Source organism: Paenibacillus sp. FSL R5-0636, assembly GCF_037974255.1.
GTDB lineage: Bacteria > Bacillota > Bacilli > Paenibacillales > Paenibacillaceae > Paenibacillus_AQ > Paenibacillus_AQ odorifer.
In genome coordinates this window covers 4,252,379-4,271,626 of record NZ_CP150232.1, presented here as the reverse complement: position 1 = coordinate 4,271,626, position 19,248 = coordinate 4,252,379, and the positions used below count along the sequence as shown (strand labels likewise).

Below are 19,248 nucleotides of genomic sequence, written 5' to 3'. Positions count from 1 at the left end.
AAATATGAAGAATTGAATAAAGGCAAGCATCAGAAGAGCGGAACACGTACACGTAGTGTTCCGTCTTTTGCAGAAAGTGAGGGTATACATTTGGAACAGCCGGTATTTAAGAGAGTAGTCCTTAAGGTAAGTGGAGAGTCTTTGGCAGGACAAAACGGATATGGTATTGATGCCGACATGATTATTTCCATCGCTGAACAGATCAAGGAAGTTGTAGAACTTGGCGTTCAGGTTGCAATTGTTTGTGGCGGGGGTAACATTTGGCGCGGGATCGCGGGCAGCGCAAGCGGCATAGATCGCGCTACTGCAGATTATATGGGCATGCTGGCAACAGTAATGAACTCACTTGCTCTTCAGGACGCATTGGAGCAAATTGATGTGCCAACAAGAGTGCAGACTTCGATCTCGATGCAGCAAATTGCTGAACCATATATTCGTCGTCGTGCGATTCGCCACTTGGAGAAGGGCCGGGTTGTTATTTTTGCAGCAGGCACAGGTAACCCATTCTTCTCAACAGATACTACTGCAGCACTTAGAGCGGCAGAGATCGAAGCAGAAGTTATTCTGATGGCGAAAAATAAGGTTGACGGAGTATATTCTGCTGATCCGTTCAAAGATAGTACAGCTGAGAAATTCGAACAGCTTACTTATATGGATGTTCTGAATAAAAACCTCGGTGTTATGGATTCAACAGCTTCATCTTTATGCATGGATAACAATATACCGCTCATTGTATTCGCCATTACAGAACAAGGCAATATCAAACGTGTCGTTCTCGGTGAGAAGATCGGAACGATTGTTAAAGGGAGTGTAGATTAATGCCACAATCGGTCAAAAAAAATGCCGAAGAGCGTATGGACAAAGCGATTTCATCGCTGAAACGTGACTTGGCAACATTACGTGCAGGACGTGCAACAACATCGCTTCTCGATCGTATTCAAGTTGAATATTACGGAGCACCTACTCCAATTAATCAGCTGGCCAACATAAGTACTCCGGATTCCCGGACACTGTTGATTCAGCCGTGGGACAAAACATCGATGTCTGATATTGAACGGGCGATCATGAAATCCGATATCGGATTGACGCCAGCCAATGACGGCACCATTATTCGTCTTTCTATCCCTCCGCTGACTGAAGAGCGTCGGACGGACTTGGTTAAGCTGACTAAGAAGTTTGGTGAAGAAGCGAAAGTAGCGATCCGCAACATTCGCCGTGATGCCAACGATGATATTAAAAAGATGGAGAAAAACGGTATCTCTGAAGATGAGTCCCGTGGCCATCAGGAAGACATTCAAAAAACAACGGATAAGTTCATAGCCGAAGTTGACAAAGTGCTTGTCTCCAAAGAAAAAGAGATTATGGAAGTTTAATGATATTCAAGAGACTTAAGGCCCCTCCGTTAATGGTGGGGTTTGTCTCTTTCTGATAAGAGCTTGGAGGAAACGGAAATGATCAAACGGATTCAAGCGTGGCTGAGCCGTAAAGACAGGCAACAGTCAGTCGAGATTTCACCGGATAACATTCCCCGGCATGTGGCTGTGATTATGGATGGTAATGGACGCTGGGCTAAACGGCGCGGCTTACCGCGCGTTATGGGTCATCAAAACGGCATGAAGGCTGTCAAACGTGCTACGATCGCTGCAGACGAATTAGGTATTAAATACTTAACGATGTATGCGTTCTCGACAGAAAACTGGATACGCCCGAAAGAAGAAGTCGATTACTTGATGCGTTTGCCTGGGGAGTTTCTGGCGATTGAGCTTGATGAGCTAATCGAGAAGAATGTTCAAGTACGCATGATGGGTGACGCTGACGCTTTACCTTCATATACCCGTAAGGCTATGGAAGAGGCGGTAGCTCGAACAAAAGAGAATACTGGATTGATCTTAAATTTTGCTCTTAACTATGGTGGACGCAATGAAATAGAAGGCTGTATGCGCAGTTTAGGGAAAGATATCCAAGCTGGTATATTGTCGCCAGAAGAAATTACATCAGAGTTGATTAACAACAGACTATTAACTGCTGGTTTACCCGATCCTGATTTGTTGATACGAACAAGTGGAGAAATTCGGCTTAGCAATTTTATGTTATGGCAGATTGCCTATAGTGAATTGTGGTTTACTGATGTGTACTGGCCTGAGTTCGACAAAGAGCATTTGCATCAGGCCGTTGCTGAATATCAACGACGAACACGCCGTTATGGTGGACTGAAGTAGCTTGTTAGGAGATGGAACCTTTGAAGCAGCGATTGATTACCGGAATTGTTGCCGGAGTATTATTTTTAGGGTTATGTGTACTGGGAAACTGGCCGTATCAGGTTCTGCTTATTGCTATGGCTCTTATAGGTTTTTATGAATTTGTCAAAATGATAGGTATTCCTACGCTTTCCGGTACTACTGTTCTGGGTTACGCAGCTATTCTAAGCTTCATGATCCCATGGAATTTGCTTGGTGTTACTGCGCCGTTGTCCTGGGAGCAAGGGATTTGGATTCTGCTGTTATTGTTCCTTCTGGTCACCGTTTTTACTAAAAATAAATTAGATATTCGAGTAACAGCCTTGCTGTTTACTGGTATAGTATACATTGGAATGGGCTTCTCTTATATGGCCGTGGCTCGTGCATCGGATGACGGACATGGTTTGTTCTGGACTTTTTTGCTCCTGTTCTGCATTTGGGGCAGTGATGCGGGGGCATATTTTGTAGGCAGAAGCTTTGGCAAGAACAAGCTCTGGCCGGCCATCAGTCCTAACAAAACGGTGGAAGGTGCTGTTGGCGGGGTACTGATCTCGATGCTTATTTCTATCGTGTTTGCGCTGCTTGCTCCTGAACACTTGACGATAGGACGAGCGTTGCTTATTGGGCTTTCTTGTGCGATATTAGGACAGCTTGGAGATCTTGTGCAGTCAGCTTATAAACGTGCGTATGGCATTAAAGACTCAGGTACACTTTTGCCAGGGCATGGCGGTATTCTTGATCGATGTGACAGCTGGATTATCGTATTTCCATTCGTACATATTGTAATGCTTATGCCTTACTATTAAACGAAGGGAGAGAGAGTATAACTATGAAAAAAATAAGTGTTCTAGGTTCGACGGGTTCGATCGGCACTCAGACTCTAGATGTCATCGCAATGCACCCAGACTCTTTTGAAGTAGATGGCTTGGCGGCCGGAACAAATACAGCATTATTACTGGAACAAGTTCGTCGTTTTAACCCGCGTAGAGTCTCAGTGGCAACGAAAGAGCTGGCAGATGAGATTAGATCCAGCCTACCTTCTGGTATAGAGCTTTACAGCGGGAATGAAGGGCTTGTTGAAGTGGCGGCTGGCGGCGATGCCGAAATGGTCGTAACGGCTGTTATGGGAAGCGTAGGGCTTCAATCAACACTAGCGGCAATTGAAGCCGGCAAACATATTGGACTCGCCAATAAGGAGACATTAGTAACGGCCGGACATTTGGTCACTGATCTTGCTAATCGTAAGGGAGTTAAGCTGTTGCCGATTGATAGTGAGCATTCAGCTATTTATCAATGTCTCAATGGCGAGAATATCTCAGATATTGCCTACATCACTTTAACAGCATCCGGCGGCTCATTCCGTGACTTTACGCGTGATCAGCTTAAGGATGTGACGGTAGAAGATGCGCTTCGTCATCCGAATTGGAGCATGGGCGCGAAAATAACGATAGATTCTGCTACAATGGTGAACAAGGGCTTAGAGGTTATTGAAGCGCATTGGTTATTCGGTCTTCCGTATGAACAAGTGAATGTGCTGCTGCACCCGGAGAGCATCATTCACTCTTATGTTGAATTCCGTGACAGCAGTATTATTGCCCAGCTTGGCAATCCCGATATGCGTGTCCCGATTCAATATGCACTTACTTATCCAGATCGTTGGGAATCTCCGGCACAGCGTTTGTCGTTAGCTGAGATAGGACGTTTGACCTTCCGTGAAATGGACTTTGAACGTTACCCTGCACTGAAGCTAGCGATAGATTGCGGAAAAGCTGGTGGAACGGCGACTACTGCTTTCAACGCTGCGAACGAAATAGCAGTTGCTCGATTCTTGAGTCATGAGATCTCGTTCCTGCGTATTGAGGAGATTATCGGAGAAGTGCTAGATCGTCATAATAACGAGCATAATCCGAATCTGGAACAAATTGAATCCTGTGATAGACGTGTTCGAGAGCTGGCAGCTACGCTGTAGAACGTAGAAAGATCTCCTTTTAAAAATATAAGAAAGTATAAGTTTCACTTTATACATTATCCTTATATTTCTCGCGTAAACGCGTACCGTCTCCTTAAGGAACACTGATGGCGTTATTGCTTGACTGGAAATACTTACTTTGCCCTAAAAATAGGTTGGGACAGTTGATTCTCTTGTGCCTGATCGGAGAATAATGATAAATTAAGAGGACATACTTCGGTCTTACACCTAAAGGGGGATGATACGTTTGGAAATGGTTCAGGTCGTTTTTTTAACGGTGCTCATGTTTTTTGTACTTGTGACTGTACACGAATGGGGTCACTATTATTTTGCCAAACGCGCCGGTATTCTCGTGAGGGAATTTGCTATCGGTTTCGGTCCGAAACTGTTTTCTTATAAACGGAATGAGACTCAGTTCACTCTTCGCTTACTGCCTTTTGGCGGTTATGCCCGCATGGCTGGTGAAGATCCTGAGATTGTCGAGATTGGTTCTGGACAGACCATTGCGGTAAGGCTCGGACAAGACAATAAAGTTAAAAACATTTATCTGGATGCACTAGACACCCGTAGAAATGTTATCCGTGGTGAGGCGCTGAGTACCGATCTCGAAGATAAATTGCAGATTACCTTAGATGTGGACGGAGAAGTTACTACTTATGATGTTCATCCGCAAGCGATGATGATTAAAGGGACGCAACAGACACAAATTGCACCTAAAGATCGTCAATTCGGCAGCAAGACCGTGGGTCAGCGTGCGTTGGCTATCGTTGCGGGTCCTGTGATGAACTTTCTGTTAGCCTTTGTACTCTTCGCCATTCATTTGCAAATGGTCGGGATTCAAGTTGAAAATCCTACTTTTGTTAAGATTGGCGACGTCTCCGAAGGAATGCCGGCGCAAGAAGCAGGACTCCAAAAGGGCGATATCATTGTCTCCATCAATGGTGAGAAAATCGGTGCTGATTACCAAAAAATGATTAGCTTGACCTCGGAGTCCAAAGGTAAAGAAATGAACTGGACGCTGCAACGGGGAGAAGAAACCCTTAACGTTAAGCTAGTTCCTCGTAGTATGGAAGGACAAGAAGGCGGTAAAATAGGCATCACTCCTGAGCTACCTACTCGTAAAGCTGGTTTTGGCGAGACGATAACAGGTTCAGGAAAAGCTATGGTCGATACGACAGAAGCTATCTTTTTGGGCTTTAAACAATTGATCAATAAATTCAATATGGATGATATTGGAGGTCCGGTTCGTACGTTTGAGGTAACCGGTCAAATTGCTCAACAAGGTATTCAGTATCTTACATACTGGGCCGCTATTTTGAGTCTATATCTGGGGATATTTAACCTCTTGCCGATTCCGGCACTCGATGGAAGCCGTCTGGCATTCCTAGGTGTTGAGGCACTGCGTGGCAAACCTGTGGATCCGGGTCATGAAGGCATGGTTCACTTTGTAGGTTTTGCACTGCTATTTTTATTAATGATTGCTGTTACGTATAATGATATTTTACGTTTGATCAGCGGCTAATTTTCTTCGGGAGGCATTCCATTACATGGCTAAAGATAAACAATTCGTTACGGAAATCACGCCGCAAAGCGAGGATTTCTCACGCTGGTATATTGATGTTATTAAAAAAGGAGACTTGATGGATTACTCTCCTGTTCGTGGCTGTATTGTATTTAAGCCAGAAGGCTATGAAATATGGGAGCATATTCAGGAGGAAATGAACCGTCGCCTCAAGGAAACTGGGCATCGAAACGCTTATTTTCCAGTGTTCATTCCAGAGAGTTTCTTTCAGAAGGAAAAGGATCATATTGAAGGCTTTAATCCAGAGCTGCCATGGGTAACAGAAGCGGGTGGTGACGTACTTGAGGAACGTCTCGCAGTTCGTCCTACTTCAGAGACCATGTTCGGCCACATGTACTCTAAATGGATTCAATCTTATCGTGACCTTCCTGTACTTATCAATCAATGGGCGAACGTGGTTCGTTGGGAGAAACGTACATTACCATTTATCCGCACGACTGAGTTTCTTTGGCAAGAAGGGCATACCGCGCATGAGAATGAAGCGGAAGCTCGTGAAGAAACTATGCGGATGCTGGATAACTACCGTGATTTTGTCGAGACCTATCTTGCCATTCCGGTTATTACTGGACAAAAGACACCTTCCGAGCGTTTTGCCGGTGCGGTAGATACGTATTCTATTGAAGCGATGATGAAGGATGGACGCGCTGTTCAGGCTGCTACTTCACATTACCTCGGCACCAAGTTTGCCACAGCTTTTGAGATTCAATATTTAAGCCGTGACAATAATTTGGAGTATGTACACACTACTTCATGGGGCTCAACCACTCGCTTGATTGGCTCCTTGATTATGGTACATGGAGATGACCGCGGTCTTGTTCTGCCGCCTAAGGTAGCTCCAACGCAAGTTATTATGATTCCTATCGGACCTCCTAAGACCCGCGAAGCTGTGATTGGGCGGACGGACGAGCTGTTCAAGGAATTGAAGAATGCTGGCGTTCGTGTACGTGTGGATGATCGTTCAGATGTTACTCCAGGCTGGAAGTTTAATGAATATGAAATGCGTGGAGTGCCAGTACGTTTGGAGCTTGGACCACGCGACATGGAGAATGGCGTCTGCGTTCTCGTCTCACGTGTCACCGGTGAGAAGAAGGTTATTCAACAGGAAAACCTCGTAGAAGAGGTTCAAACAATGCTTGAACAGGTTCACAACGAAATGTTCGAACGTGCCCTGAAATTCCGCGAGGACCACTTCTATTCTGTGGATTCCTTGGAGGAAATGAAGGCTTCGATGGATGAAAAACGTGGATTTGCTCTAGCTGGATGGTGTGGTTCCGAAGAATGCGAGTCCAAAGTTAAGGAAGAGACAGGTGCGGGTAGCCGCAATATTCCTTTTGATCCAGCGGAGACTAAGCAAGTCTGCATTTGCTGTGGCCAACCAGCCAAGCATACTGTGGTTTTTGCAAAGGCATATTAATCTTTAGGCACCGATCAACAGTCTTGTAGTATTTTAATTTAGCTTCTGGAGAGAGGAGTCGGCGGGCCGTAAGAACCCAATGCTTTTTGAAACCAGAAGCTTTTTAAAATATAAGAATTTATAGGAATTCGCTATAAATTATCCTTATATTTTTACGAGAAACAGTTATCGTCTTTAAAAGGCGACAACATCGTTTCTTCTTATCATATTGTACTTTCACTGTATATCATGGATAGTTTTAACTGGGTTATTAAAGGTGGGAGGAAAGCATGGAACAAAACCAGGAGAGAAGAAAAAGGTTCGAGCTCTTGATGAAGCAGGGTGAAATTCCGCCTGCAATCATGGATCCCTACTTTTTAGACGGGTATATAGAACGTGTTGAGATCAGTCGCGGCAACCGGGACTGGCAAATCGTTATTACGAAAGAAAGTCTGGTTCCAGCACAGGTATATCGGACATTTAGCCTTAGAATGCGGGAGAAGCTACAGCATATAGCTAAAGTAAGCTTTTTGTTCCTATATGATGAGAAGGTTAGTAGAGCGGAGCTTGTCCAAGAATATTGGGGACTGTTTTTGGAGTGGGTGCATCGGGAGATTCCATCGGTTAATGGCTGGCTGACACGTTCTACCCAAGAGCTTAAAGATGACACTTTAATGCTGACGATGAGTGATTCCACTTCTATGGAGTTGGCTCGCAAAAAAGGCATCGATGGAGCAATTATTAAATTTTATGATAAGTATTTCGGTCTCTCCTTAAAAGTTAAATTACTAATGGCGGAGAACGAAAATAATAATGTTGAAGCATTCGAAGAATTTCAGCAAAAGCTTCAGCAAGAACAACGCGAGATTGTTGAGCAGATGATGACTGCTGTGGAAACAGAAGCTCCTGCTGATGATAGCGATCCTAATGAAGTAATTAAGCTTCAAGTGGGGTATGAAATTAAGGAACAGGCTGTGCCGATTCTTGAAATTCAAGATGAAGAGAAGAAAATTACAATTCAGGGTACCATTTTTGGTCTGGATCGTAAGGAGCTTCGCAATGGCAGTACCTTGTTCACTTTCAGTCTGACCGATTTTACGGATTCTCTACAAATGAAGATGTTCGCGAAGACTAAAGATGATCTGAAGGTTATGAGTCAGCTAGCTAATGGCAAATGGGTAAGAGCACGCGGGAAAGTAGAATATGACCGTTTTATGCAGATTCCTGAGCTCGTGATGATCCCTTCGGATTTAACGGAAGTTAAGGCACCGCCTGCACGTAAAGATACTGCTCCTAAGAAACGGGTGGAATTCCACCTTCACACTACGATGAGTACGATGGATGCGGTCACTCCGATCACTACCTATGTCAAAACAGCTGCCCAGTGGGGTCATCCTGCGATTGCTATTTCTGATCATGGTGGCGTTCAGGCTTTTCCTGATGCAAACCATGCAGCTCATAAGCATAAGATAAAAATGATTTATGGTGTGGAAGCTAATGTTGTGAATGACTCTGTGAATATTGTCGAGAATGCTCAGCCTTTGGACTTGAAGACAGCTACCTATGTAGTGTTTGATATAGAAACCACGGGTTTATCGATTACCCGCAATAATATTACGGAGCTGGCGGCCATTAAAATGTGCGAAGGCAAAGAAGTAGACCGTTATTCTACTTTTGTTAATCCGCATGAGAAAATCCCTTATCATATTCAGCAATTGACCAATATTACGGATGAAATGGTTAAGGATGCTCCTGATCTTGAACCAGTACTGCGTAAGTTTGTTGAATTTGTGGGTGACAGTATCCTTGTAGCTCATAACGCCAGATTTGATATGGGTTTTATTCAGGCCTCGTTACGTAAAATAGGTGAACCTGATCTTCCGAATCCATCTCTTGATACGCTTGAGCTCGCTCGCTTACTATATCCAAGCATGAAGAATCACAGGCTGAACACATTAGCCGATAAATATAAAGTTCTTCTGGAGAGCCATCACCGTGCGATTGATGATACCATAGCACTCGGCGGTATATTAACAGGATTGCTCGCAGATGCTGAAAAGATGAAGGGCATGACCCGCCTTGATCGGCTAAACGATTATGTGGGTAATGATCTTTCGAACACAAGACCGTTCCACTGTAATATTTATGCACTTAATCAAATAGGCAAAAAAAATCTCTATAAGCTCATTTCCATGTCACATACGGAATATTTCAAACGTGTACCTTGTATTCCAAAATCCAAGCTGGAAGAGCATAGAGATGGACTGCTAGTCATTTCCGGTTGTGAACGTGGAGAGTTTTTTGAAGCAGTACTCAACAAAACGACTGAGGAAGCCATGGAGGTTGCTCATTTTTATGATGTGCTGGAGATTCAGCCATTGACCATGTACATGCACTTGGTGGACAAGGGTTTTGTAGCAGGCCCTGATGAGCTTCGCGATGTAGTCCGCAAGGTTTGCGAAATAGGGGAACAGTTGAATAAACCTGTTATCGCAACGGGGAATGTGCATTATCTTGAACCCCGGGACAAGCTGTATCGTGATATTACGATTAATGGGATCACAGGCTTTAGTCCGCTTAAAGACCAACGCAAACCGGATGCACACTTCCGCACAACGGATGAAATGCTGTCTGAATTCGAATTTCTCGGTGCTGAAAAAGCGATGGAAGTCGTTGTCACAAATACAGTTGAGCTGGCGGAGCGTTTTGAAGAACTGGAGCTATTTCCAGATAAGCTATTTACACCAATTATTGACGGGGCGGACGAAGAAATTCGCGAGACCTGCTACAATACAGCCAAATCCATTTACGGTGAAGAGCTGCCTGAAGTAGTTATTGCCCGTTTGGAGAAAGAGCTTGCACCGATTATTAAATACGGGTTCTCTGCCAACTATTTGATTTCTGAACGTCTCGTAAAAAAATCAAATCAGGATGGGTATCTCGTAGGCTCGCGGGGTTCCGTAGGTTCTTCTGTAGTCGCTACATTTCTTGGGATTTCAGAAGTTAATCCTTTGCCTGCGCATTATATTTGCCTAGATCCCGAGTGTCGCCATAGTGAATGGTTCCTTGACGGTAGTGTGCGGAGCGGATTCGATTTACCAGATAAAGTCTGCCCGGATTGCGGTCAGAAGCTCAAAGGTGAAGGCCAGGATATTCCGTTCGAGACCTTCCTTGGATTTAAAGGGGATAAAGTCCCCGATATCGACTTGAACTTCTCAGGGGAATATCAGCCGAATGCACATAACTTTACCAAAGAAATGTTTGGTGAGAAAAATGTATTCCGTGCCGGAACGATTGGTACCGTAGCTGAGAAGACAGCCTTCGGATTTGCAAAAAAATACGAAGAACTGCACCAGAAACGTTGGCGTGGAGCTGAAGTTGGCCGTCTGGCGGCTGGCTGTACAGGCGTTAAACGTAGTACGGGACAGCATCCGGGTGGTATAGTCGTTGTTCCAGACTATATGGAGGTAGAAGATATTACGCCAGTACAATTCCCGGCAGATGATGTCAATGCTGAATGGAAGACCACACACTTTGATTATCACGCTTTTGACGCGAATTTGCTGAAGCTTGATATTCTGGGTCATGATGATCCGACGATGATGCGGATGCTTCAGGATTTGACAGGTGTTGATCCAACTTCTATCCCGATGAATGATCCGAAAGTAATGAGCATGTTTAACTCTACAGATGCACTTGGAGTAAGACCTGACGAAATCAGATCACCGGTTGCGACCTATGGTGTGCCCGAAATGGGTACCAAGTTCGTACGTCAAATGCTTATTGAGTCGAAGCCGTCCAGCTTTGCTGACTTACTGCAAATATCAGGTTTGTCTCATGGTACTGGAGTTTGGCTTGGTAACGCTCAAGAGCTTATAAAGAATAACACTTGTAACATTAAGACCGTTATCGGTTGTCGTGATGACATCATGCTCTTTTTAATTTATAAAGCGGGAATGGATGCGAGCTTGGCCTTTAAAATTACCGAGAGTGTTCGTAAAGGTAAAGGTTTGTCTGACGAATGGATCGAGGAAATGAAAAAGTGCAAGGTCCCACAATGGTATATTGATTCTTGTCTAAAGATTCAATACATGTTCCCGAAGGCGCATGCTGCTGCATACGTAATTTCTGCAGTACGTACCGCCTACTTCAAGCTGTATCATCCTATTGAATATTATGCGACTTATTTCTCTGTACGTGCGGCAGATTTTGATATTGAATTGTGCTGTAAGGGGTATGAAGCCATCAGCCGTCAGATCGTAGAAATTGAGCAAAAAGGATTTCAAGCTTTGCCTAAGGAAAAGGCTATGTTGCCTGTCCTTGAGATGGCTTTGGAGATGACGGCACGTGGGTTTACATTCAAAAACATTGATCTTTACCGCTCAGAAGCGAATAAGTTTATTGTTGATGACAAGAGTTTGATTCCTCCGTTTTCCGCATTAGCGGGAATTGGTGAGAATGCTGCTATCAACATAGCTGCTGCGAAAGATGCTGGAGAGTTCCTGTCTATTGAAGATTTCCAGCAGAAATCAAAGGCAAGTAAGACGGTTATTGAGCTGCTGACTGGCATGGGCTGCTTCCGCGGCTTACCGGAAAGCAATCAACTTTCCCTATTTTAAAGGCTTTAACAACACTTATTTCATGGCTAGAAAAGAGTGCTCCAAAGGGGGAGTCAAGGGCTAGCACTTGTCAGTCCAGTTTCCCTATGGTATAATTTCTTTGGTAATAATGAGATAAGTCCGTTGTGTAAAGAGTGGGGAAACCCACTCTTTATCTTTGGTATATAGCAAAAGACAAGTTCGTGGAGGTAATTTTCTTTTGAGCACACCCAAATCTAAAATTAAACAAACGGTAGAGCAGATGCTCGGGCCCTATCTCGACGACAATGGTTTCGAACTGGTGGACGTTGAATACGTGAAGGAAGGCTCCAATTGGTTTCTGCGTATATTCGTAGATAAAGAAGGCGGCATTGATATTGATGACTGCGGGATCATTAGCGAATATTTCAGTCAGAAGTTAGATGAGAATGATCCTATTCCTGAGGCATATTTCCTTGAGGTTTCCTCGCCGGGAGCAGAGCGTCCTCTCAAAAAAGCTGCGGATGTAGCTAAAGCGGTAGGTAAGGACGTGTATGTGACTGTTTATGAGCCGATTCAAGGACTCAAAGAATTTGAAGGTCGTTTGCTCTCGTTCGAGAACGAGGAACTGCTCATCTCCGCGGGCAAAAAAGAACATGCAGTACCGTACGCCAAGGTCGCAAGTGCGAGATTGGCCATTATTTTTTAACGTCTTGAAAGGGGGGCCGGAAATTCATGAGTATGGAGTTTATTGAAGCAATGAATGAGCTGGAGAGGGAGAGAGGCATCAGTAAAGATGTGCTGTTTGAAGCGATTGAAGCGGCGCTGATCTCTAGTTATAAACGTAATTTCAATGCAGCACAGAACGTGCGTGTTGACATGAATCGCAATACAGGTGTCATTAAAGTGTTTGCCCGCAAGTTAATTGTTGAGGAGGTCCTGGATACAAGGACTGAAATCTCATTGCCGGCAGCCAGAGAAATTAACCCGCATTTCCAGCTGGAAGATATCGCTGAGCTTGAAGTGACACCGCGTGATTTTGGACGTATTGCCGCACAGACTGCTAAGCAGGTTGTAACTCAACGGATTCGCGAAGCAGAGCGTGGACTTATCTATAATGCTTTTATCGACAAAGAAGATGATATCGTTACTGGACTAGTTCAACGTCAAGATATGCGGAACATTTACATTGATCTTGGTAAAATCGAAGCGGTTCTTCCGCTTAGCGAATTGATGCCAGGTGAAAAGTTCAAACAAAGCGAACGCATCAAGGCTTATATCACAAAAGTTGAGAATACAACAAAAGGTCCGCAGATTATGCTCTCCCGCAGTCATCCTGGATTACTGAAGCGTCTGTTCGAGCTTGAAGTTCCTGAAATATTTGACGGTGTAGTTGAGATTCGTTCTGTAGCTCGTGAAGCTGGCTTCCGCTCGAAGATTGCTGTGTATTCCCGCAATCCAGAAGTAGATCCCGTTGGTTCTTGCGTAGGTCCAAGAGGCACACGCGTTCAGACCATCGTTACTGAGCTTCGCGGTGAGAAGATCGATATCGTCCGTTATTCTGATCTGGTGCAGGAATATGTTGCGAATGCACTAAGCCCTTCCAAGGTTCTTGAAGTTCAAGTCTTTGAAGCGGAGAAGATGGCGAGAGTTATCGTTCCTGACTATCAATTATCACTGGCTATCGGTATTAAAGGGCAAAATGCACGTCTTGCCGCTAAACTTACCGGCTGGAAAATTGATATCAAGAGTGAAACTCAAGCGGAGCAGGAATACGGCAGACCGAAATCTTCTATTGATGAAATGCATCAGGATTCCGTCTCCATAGATTAATTAACCTGCTTGACGGGAGGCGTTTGGTATGAAACAAAAAAAGGTGCCGCTGCGTAAATGCGTTGCTACCCAAGAGATGATGCCTAAAAAAGAGCTGATTCGTGTGGTAAGAACGCCTGAAGGTGAAGTGCTGATTGATCTGACGGGTAAGAAGTCAGGCCGTGGTGCTTACATATGCGGCAAGCTTGAATGCTTTCAGCTGGCACAAAAGAACAAAGCACTTGACCGTGCATTGAAATGTCAAGTGAGTCCTGAAATCTACGCCCAGCTAGCCCGGGAGTTTACATCCGTGGAAGAGCAGTTCCTAGCAGCAAAGGATAGTGAGGATAATGAGTAAGGCGCTTTCTTATTTAGGGCTTGCCATGAGAGCAGGCAAGATAGTCACCGGTGACGAGGCTGTACTCAAAGCTGTACGGTCTTCAGAGGCGAAGCTGGTCGTTCTGGCAGGTGACGCTTCAGATAATACCCAAAAAAAGTTCCGTGATAAATGCGGAACTTACGATATTCCACTAGTAATCGCATTTCACCGGGATGAACTCGGTGCAAGTATTGGTAAAGACCAGCGTGTAGTACTGGCCATTACGGATAAAGGATTCGCGGAAATGATCTCCAAGCAACTCGGAGATACTGTCGGAGGTGGATTTATTGACTAAAGAAGAGAACAAAGATAAATTGCGCGTGTACGAATACGCAAAGTCACTAAACATGAGCAGTAAAGAAATTATTACTATTCTGAAGCGTTTGAATGTCCCCGTGAATAATCATATGAGTGTCATGGAGAATGGATCCGTGAACAAAGTTGAACAGTTCTTTAAGGATATCAAATCAAACGCTGCAGCCAAGCGGGATACCGGCACCAGCAGCCGGCCGGTAACAACCGGTGCGGTAACAGCCGAACCTCAAAGTGCTCAGAATGCCAACAAAAATCAACAGGAAAAGCAGGTAGGTATGAACAGTAACCAAAACAACAACCAATCGACGACGTCCCCAAGGCCCCAAAGCGGACAAGATTCCCGCAGAACACAAACAGGTTCAACGCAGAATGCACGTCCGCAACAAAGCGGTGCTCCACGTACTAACAGTACTAGCAGTACTAGTAGCAGCCGCCCGCAAAGCAGCACTACCGGCGGCAATCGCCCACAAGGTAGCAATACCGGTGGCAGCCGTCCGCAAGGCAGTAATACTGGCGGCAACCGTCCACAAGGAAGCAACACAAGTGGCAGCCGTCCGCAAGGCAGCAATACTGGTGGTAGCCGCCCACAAGGCAGCAACACTGGTGGAAGCCGTCCACAAGGAAGCAACACAAGTGGCAGCCGTCCGCAAGGACAAAACAGTGCACCACGCACTGACAGCCGTCCACAAGGTCAATCTGGCACAGGCGGAGGTTTCACACGCGGTGATGACAGAGGTCCTAAAAAGAACACAACTGGTGGCAGACCAAATAATAATCAAAGACGTTTTGATGATGGTAAAGGTGGTAACTACCGCGGTCGTGGTGGTAAGAATGGTCGTGGCAAGAACCAACCAATGGTACACCGCGAGAAGATCGATAACACACCTAAGAAAATCATCGTTCGTGGCAGCATGACCGTTGGTGAAACAGCGAAATTGCTTCACAAGGATGCTTCTGAAGTAATCAAAAAGCTGATTTCAATGGGTGTTATGGCTACCATCAACCAAGAACTTGATATCGACACCATTTTGCTACTCGCTGCTGAATTTGGCGTAGAAGTAGAAGTGAAGATTCCTGTTGATGAGGACAGCTTCGAAACAGTGGAAGAGAATGACAATGAAGAGGATCTTCAGACTCGTCCTCCAGTAGTTACTATTATGGGTCACGTTGACCATGGTAAAACTACACTGCTTGATGCTATTCGTTCGACAAATGTGACTCTAGGCGAAGCCGGCGGAATCACTCAGCACATCGGTGCTTATCAAGTAGAAATCAATCAAAAGAAAATCACGTTCCTTGATACGCCTGGTCACGAAGCATTTACTGCTATGCGTGCTCGTGGTGCACAGGTTACGGATATGACAATTATCGTAGTTGCTGCTGATGACGGTGTTATGCCTCAGACCGTTGAAGCTATTGCACACGCTAAGGCTGCTGGACTTCCGATTATTGTCGCTGTTAATAAAATCGACAAGCCGGGCGCAGATCCTGATAAGGTGAAGCAAGAGCTTACAAGTTATGAACTTGTTCCTGAAGAGTGGGGTGGAGATACCATCTTCGTTAACCTCTCTGCGAAACAACGTATTAACTTGGAAGAACTGCTGGAAATGATCCTGCTCGTAGCTGAAGTTAATGAGTACAAAGCGAACCCTGACAAACGGGCACGCGGTACTGTTATAGAAGCTGAGCTTGATAAATCCCGTGGACCAGTTGCTCGTATACTCGTTCAGAACGGTACGTTGAAAGTCGGCGATGCCTTTGTAGCAGGTAACTGCTTCGGACGTGTACGTGCGATGGTCAATGATAAAGGTCGTAAGATTAAAGAAGCTGGACCATCTACTCCAGTAGAAATTACTGGTTTGACTGAGGTGCCACAAGCTGGCGATCCGTTTATGGCATTCGAAGACGAGCGTAAAGCCCGTGCGATTGCTGATAGACGTTCCACTTCCCAACGTCAATCTGAGCTGAATACGAACACCCGTGTAACTTTGGATGATCTGTTCCAGCACATTAAAGATGGCGAGATCAAAGACCTTAACGTGATTATCAAAGCTGACGTACAAGGTTCAGTTGAGGCGCTTAAAGGATCCTTGGCTAAGATCGAAGTGGAAGGCGTACGCGTGAAGATCATTCACAGCGGTGCTGGTGCGATTACTGAATCCGATATTACGCTTGCAGCAGCATCTAATGCTATCGTTATCGGCTTTAACGTTCGTCCAGACGCACAGACCAAAGCAGCTGCTGAGCAAGAAAAAGTAGATGTTCGTCTGCACAACATTATCTACAACGTAATTGAAGAAATCGAAAGTGCCATGAAAGGTATGCTCGATCCTATTTATAAAGAGAATGTTATCGGTCACGCCGAAGTTCGCAGCGTGTTCAAAATCAGCAAAGTGGGTACCATTGCAGGATGTATGGTTACTTCTGGTAAAATTACCCGTAATGCTGAAATGCGCTTGATCCGTAGCGGAATCGTAGTGTTCACTGGTAAGGTTGATACTTTGAAACGTTTCAAAGATGATGCCAAAGAAGTGGCGCAAGGTTATGAATGTGGCATAACTTTGGAACGCTATAATGACGTCCAAGAGGGCGACATTATCGAAGCGTTTCTTATGGAAACTGTAGAGCGCTAAGCGAAGAGGTGAATATAGATGTCTAAAATTAGAGCAGGACGAGTGGGCGAGCAGATCAAGAAAGAGCTTAGTCAACTTATCCAAAGCGGTCTGAAAGACCCTCGAATCGGTTTTGTAACTGTAACTGGCGTAGATGTGACTAACGATCTATCGCAAGCCAAGGTATACTTAAGCGTGTTCGGGGATGAAGAGCAGAAGGCAGACTCGCTTAAAGCGATTGAGAAAGCCAATGGTTTTCTTCGCTCAGAGCTTGGCAAGGCCATTCGCCTTCGGCATACACCGGAGCTGATCTTCAAGATCGACGAATCTGTCGCTTATGGCAGTCATATTGAGAAGCTTCTCGGAGAGCTTCATAAGAACGATTAGAAATAAGTGATTAAAGTGGGGTTCAAAATAGCGTTATGCTATTTTGAACAACCTTTAAAAAGGAGACGGCGAATGCAGAGCTATGAACAAAGTCTCCAGCAGACCCGTGAGTTTCTGCTGGAACACGACGATTACCTTGTAGTGTCGCATGTTCAGCCGGACGGAGATGCAGTCAGCTCCACCCTTGCGGTGGGCTGGCTTCTCTCATGTCTGGGCAAAAAATACACTATGCTGAATGAAGGACCGATCCCGAAGCGAATGGAATACCTATGGCATTCGGATGAAATCATCAATATGGCCTCTAGTGAACCGCCCCGTCAATACAGCAACGTCATCTGTGTGGATTGTGCGGATTTTCAGCGAGTAGGGCTGACAAACCGCTATTTTGCGAATGAGGCTCTTATCCTGAACATTGATCACCATCCAACAAATAACGGTTATGGATTCGTTAATTTAATCAAACCGGATGCAGCTGCGACAGCGGAAATATTGTTCGACCTGCTGAAGACATTCGAGATCGAATGGGATATTGATATCGCCACAGCTATATATACGGGTCTGTTAACAGATACCGGTGGTTTTCGTTATACCAACACATCACCAAAAGTAATGGCAGCTGTATCTGAGCTATTATCCCTTGGAGTTAACGGTCCTGAACTCGCTGAGACATTGCTTGAAGAAATGACGCTGCCACAGGTTAAAATATTAAATAAAGCCTTAAATACGCTGGAATTATCTCCTGAAGGAGATATTGCCTGGCTATATGTTACACCCGAGCATATGATCGAATGTGCTGCTGCTAATGAAGATTTGGAAGGAATCGTAAACTACCCTCGTAATATTCGGGGCGTGGAAGTAGGCATTCTTTTTAAAGTTATTCACGAACATGCGGTCAAGGTTAGTCTACGTTCTGCAGGTAAAGTAGACGTGGCTGCATTGGCGCAAACGTTTGGAGGCGGCGGTCATACCCGTGCTGCAGGTGCGCGTATAGAAGCTACGCTTGAAGAGGCAATAGCTCAGGTGCTTGAGGAGGTAAGACGTCATTTATGAGTGAACTAGAAGGTGTTCTGGCGGTTTATAAACCGGCAGGCTTCACTTCACATGATGTTGTAGCCAAGGCACGTCGTATTCTCGGCATGAAACGGATTGGTCATACGGGGACACTAGATCCCCAAGTGACTGGTGTATTGCCGCTTTGTCTGGGACGTGCGACTCGCGTTGTGGAGTATATTCAGGAGCTGCCCAAAGAATATGTGGCAACACTGAGACTGGGGATGTCCAGTGATACTGAAGACTTAACTGGAACCATTACGGAAACTGTAGATGAGGTTCATGTAACTGAGGAAGAGATTCTTGCAGTGCTTGCCTCTTTCAAAGGTGTAATTTCTCAGGTTCCTCCCATGTACTCTGCGGTGAAAGTGGATGGCAAACGTCTTTATGAATTGGCTAGAGAAGGCAAGACCGTTGAACGAAAAAGTCGTGAAGTAGAGATTTATGAAATCGAAATGACGGATATGACTTGGGAAGGTAATCATCCCGACATCACTTTCCGGGTATTATGCTCCAAAGGCACGTATATTCGAACACTTTGTGTTGATATCGGTCGTGCGCTTGGACTGCCGGGTGTAATGGTGAAGCTGGAGAGAACAATGTCGGCAGGAATTTCTGCCAGCCATTGTTTATCCCTTGAGGATATTGCCGCGCACAAGGAAGCCGGAACATTAGAAGATCATTTAATCGCTGCTGATGAGGCAATTTCGCATTTGCCTAAGCATACCGTTATGGATGAGAAGAAGAAGGCAGCACTGCAGGGTCAACGTTTGTCTTCGCGGTTCATTGCTCCAGAAGTGAAGACAGCAGGTCAAATTCGGCTATACGATCTTCAGGGATTGTTTCTTGGCATTTATGAGCTGGAAGAGACAGGTGCTATTGCCCCAGTAAAAGTGTTTGCACAAGCTTAAATCAATTTTACCAAGTGAATTGTA

At 45.1% G+C, this 19,248-nt stretch carries 16 protein-coding genes; all 16 read left to right on the top strand.

The window, feature by feature from the left end; all coding sequences use genetic code 11:
• Positions 1 to 90: 90 nt before the first annotated feature.
• Positions 91 to 819: a UMP kinase gene (pyrH, locus tag MKX34_RS19375; protein WP_036688491.1), complete on the top strand. Its 729-nt coding sequence runs from the start codon at positions 91 to 93 to the stop codon at positions 817 to 819.
• The gene (frr, locus tag MKX34_RS19370; protein ID WP_036688489.1) at positions 819 to 1,373 is read left to right on the top strand and encodes a ribosome recycling factor; all 555 of its coding nucleotides are present in this window, start codon (positions 819 to 821) and stop codon (positions 1,371 to 1,373) included. The genes pyrH and frr overlap by 1 nt, the downstream gene beginning before the upstream one ends.
• A 78-nt stretch (positions 1,374 to 1,451) precedes the next feature.
• Positions 1,452 to 2,219, top strand: coding sequence for an isoprenyl transferase (locus MKX34_RS19365; protein ID WP_036688488.1), 768 nt, complete (start codon positions 1,452 to 1,454; stop codon positions 2,217 to 2,219).
• 20 nt (positions 2,220 to 2,239) lie between these two features.
• Positions 2,240 to 3,043: a phosphatidate cytidylyltransferase gene (locus tag MKX34_RS19360; RefSeq protein WP_038571935.1), complete on the top strand. Its 804-nt coding sequence runs from the start codon at positions 2,240 to 2,242 to the stop codon at positions 3,041 to 3,043.
• A gap of 23 nt (positions 3,044 to 3,066) precedes the next feature.
• On the top strand, positions 3,067 to 4,206 hold the full coding sequence (locus tag MKX34_RS19355; protein ID WP_076106343.1) for a 1-deoxy-D-xylulose-5-phosphate reductoisomerase: 1,140 nt from the start codon (positions 3,067 to 3,069) through the stop codon (positions 4,204 to 4,206).
• A 247-nt stretch (positions 4,207 to 4,453) separates the two neighbouring features.
• Positions 4,454 to 5,728: an RIP metalloprotease RseP gene (gene rseP, locus MKX34_RS19350; RefSeq protein ID WP_036688480.1), complete on the top strand. Its 1,275-nt coding sequence runs from the start codon at positions 4,454 to 4,456 to the stop codon at positions 5,726 to 5,728.
• A gap of 25 nt (positions 5,729 to 5,753) precedes the next feature.
• Positions 5,754 to 7,202: a proline--tRNA ligase gene (gene proS, locus MKX34_RS19345; protein ID WP_036688477.1), complete on the top strand. Its 1,449-nt coding sequence runs from the start codon at positions 5,754 to 5,756 to the stop codon at positions 7,200 to 7,202.
• Between the two features lie 269 nt (positions 7,203 to 7,471).
• Positions 7,472 to 11,800 carry a PolC-type DNA polymerase III gene (locus tag MKX34_RS19340; protein ID WP_038571931.1) on the top strand — a complete coding sequence of 1,443 codons (4,329 nt, stop codon included), beginning with the start codon at positions 7,472 to 7,474 and terminating at the stop codon, positions 11,798 to 11,800.
• A gap of 199 nt (positions 11,801 to 11,999) precedes the next feature.
• A complete protein-coding gene (rimP, locus tag MKX34_RS19335) occupies positions 12,000 to 12,467 on the top strand; it encodes a ribosome maturation factor RimP (RefSeq protein ID WP_036688473.1) in 468 nt (155 codons plus the stop codon).
• Between the two features lie 26 nt (positions 12,468 to 12,493).
• Entirely contained in the window at positions 12,494 to 13,591 is a 1,098-nt protein-coding gene (gene nusA, locus MKX34_RS19330; protein WP_036688470.1) for a transcription termination factor NusA, read from the top strand.
• 28 nt (positions 13,592 to 13,619) lie between these two features.
• Entirely contained in the window at positions 13,620 to 13,928 is a 309-nt protein-coding gene (locus MKX34_RS19325; protein ID WP_036688467.1) for a YlxR family protein, read from the top strand.
• Positions 13,921 to 14,244, top strand: a complete 324-nt coding sequence (locus MKX34_RS19320) for a YlxQ family RNA-binding protein (protein WP_036688466.1) — start codon at positions 13,921 to 13,923, stop codon at positions 14,242 to 14,244. Before MKX34_RS19325 ends, MKX34_RS19320 begins: the two co-directional genes overlap by 8 nt.
• The gene (infB, locus tag MKX34_RS19315; protein WP_036688463.1) at positions 14,237 to 16,897 is read left to right on the top strand and encodes a translation initiation factor IF-2; all 2,661 of its coding nucleotides are present in this window, start codon (positions 14,237 to 14,239) and stop codon (positions 16,895 to 16,897) included. Before MKX34_RS19320 ends, infB begins: the two co-directional genes overlap by 8 nt.
• Positions 16,898 to 16,915: 18 nt before the next feature.
• Complete coding sequence (rbfA, locus tag MKX34_RS19310; RefSeq protein WP_036688461.1) at positions 16,916 to 17,263, top strand: 30S ribosome-binding factor RbfA; 348 nt, start codon at positions 16,916 to 16,918, stop codon at positions 17,261 to 17,263.
• A gap of 72 nt (positions 17,264 to 17,335) precedes the next feature.
• Positions 17,336 to 18,313 carry a bifunctional oligoribonuclease/PAP phosphatase NrnA gene (locus MKX34_RS19305; protein WP_076106341.1) on the top strand — a complete coding sequence of 326 codons (978 nt, stop codon included), beginning with the start codon at positions 17,336 to 17,338 and terminating at the stop codon, positions 18,311 to 18,313.
• Entirely contained in the window at positions 18,310 to 19,224 is a 915-nt protein-coding gene (truB, locus tag MKX34_RS19300; protein ID WP_036688456.1) for a tRNA pseudouridine(55) synthase TruB, read from the top strand. Before MKX34_RS19305 ends, truB begins: the two co-directional genes overlap by 4 nt.
• Positions 19,225 to 19,248 lie beyond the last annotated feature (24 nt).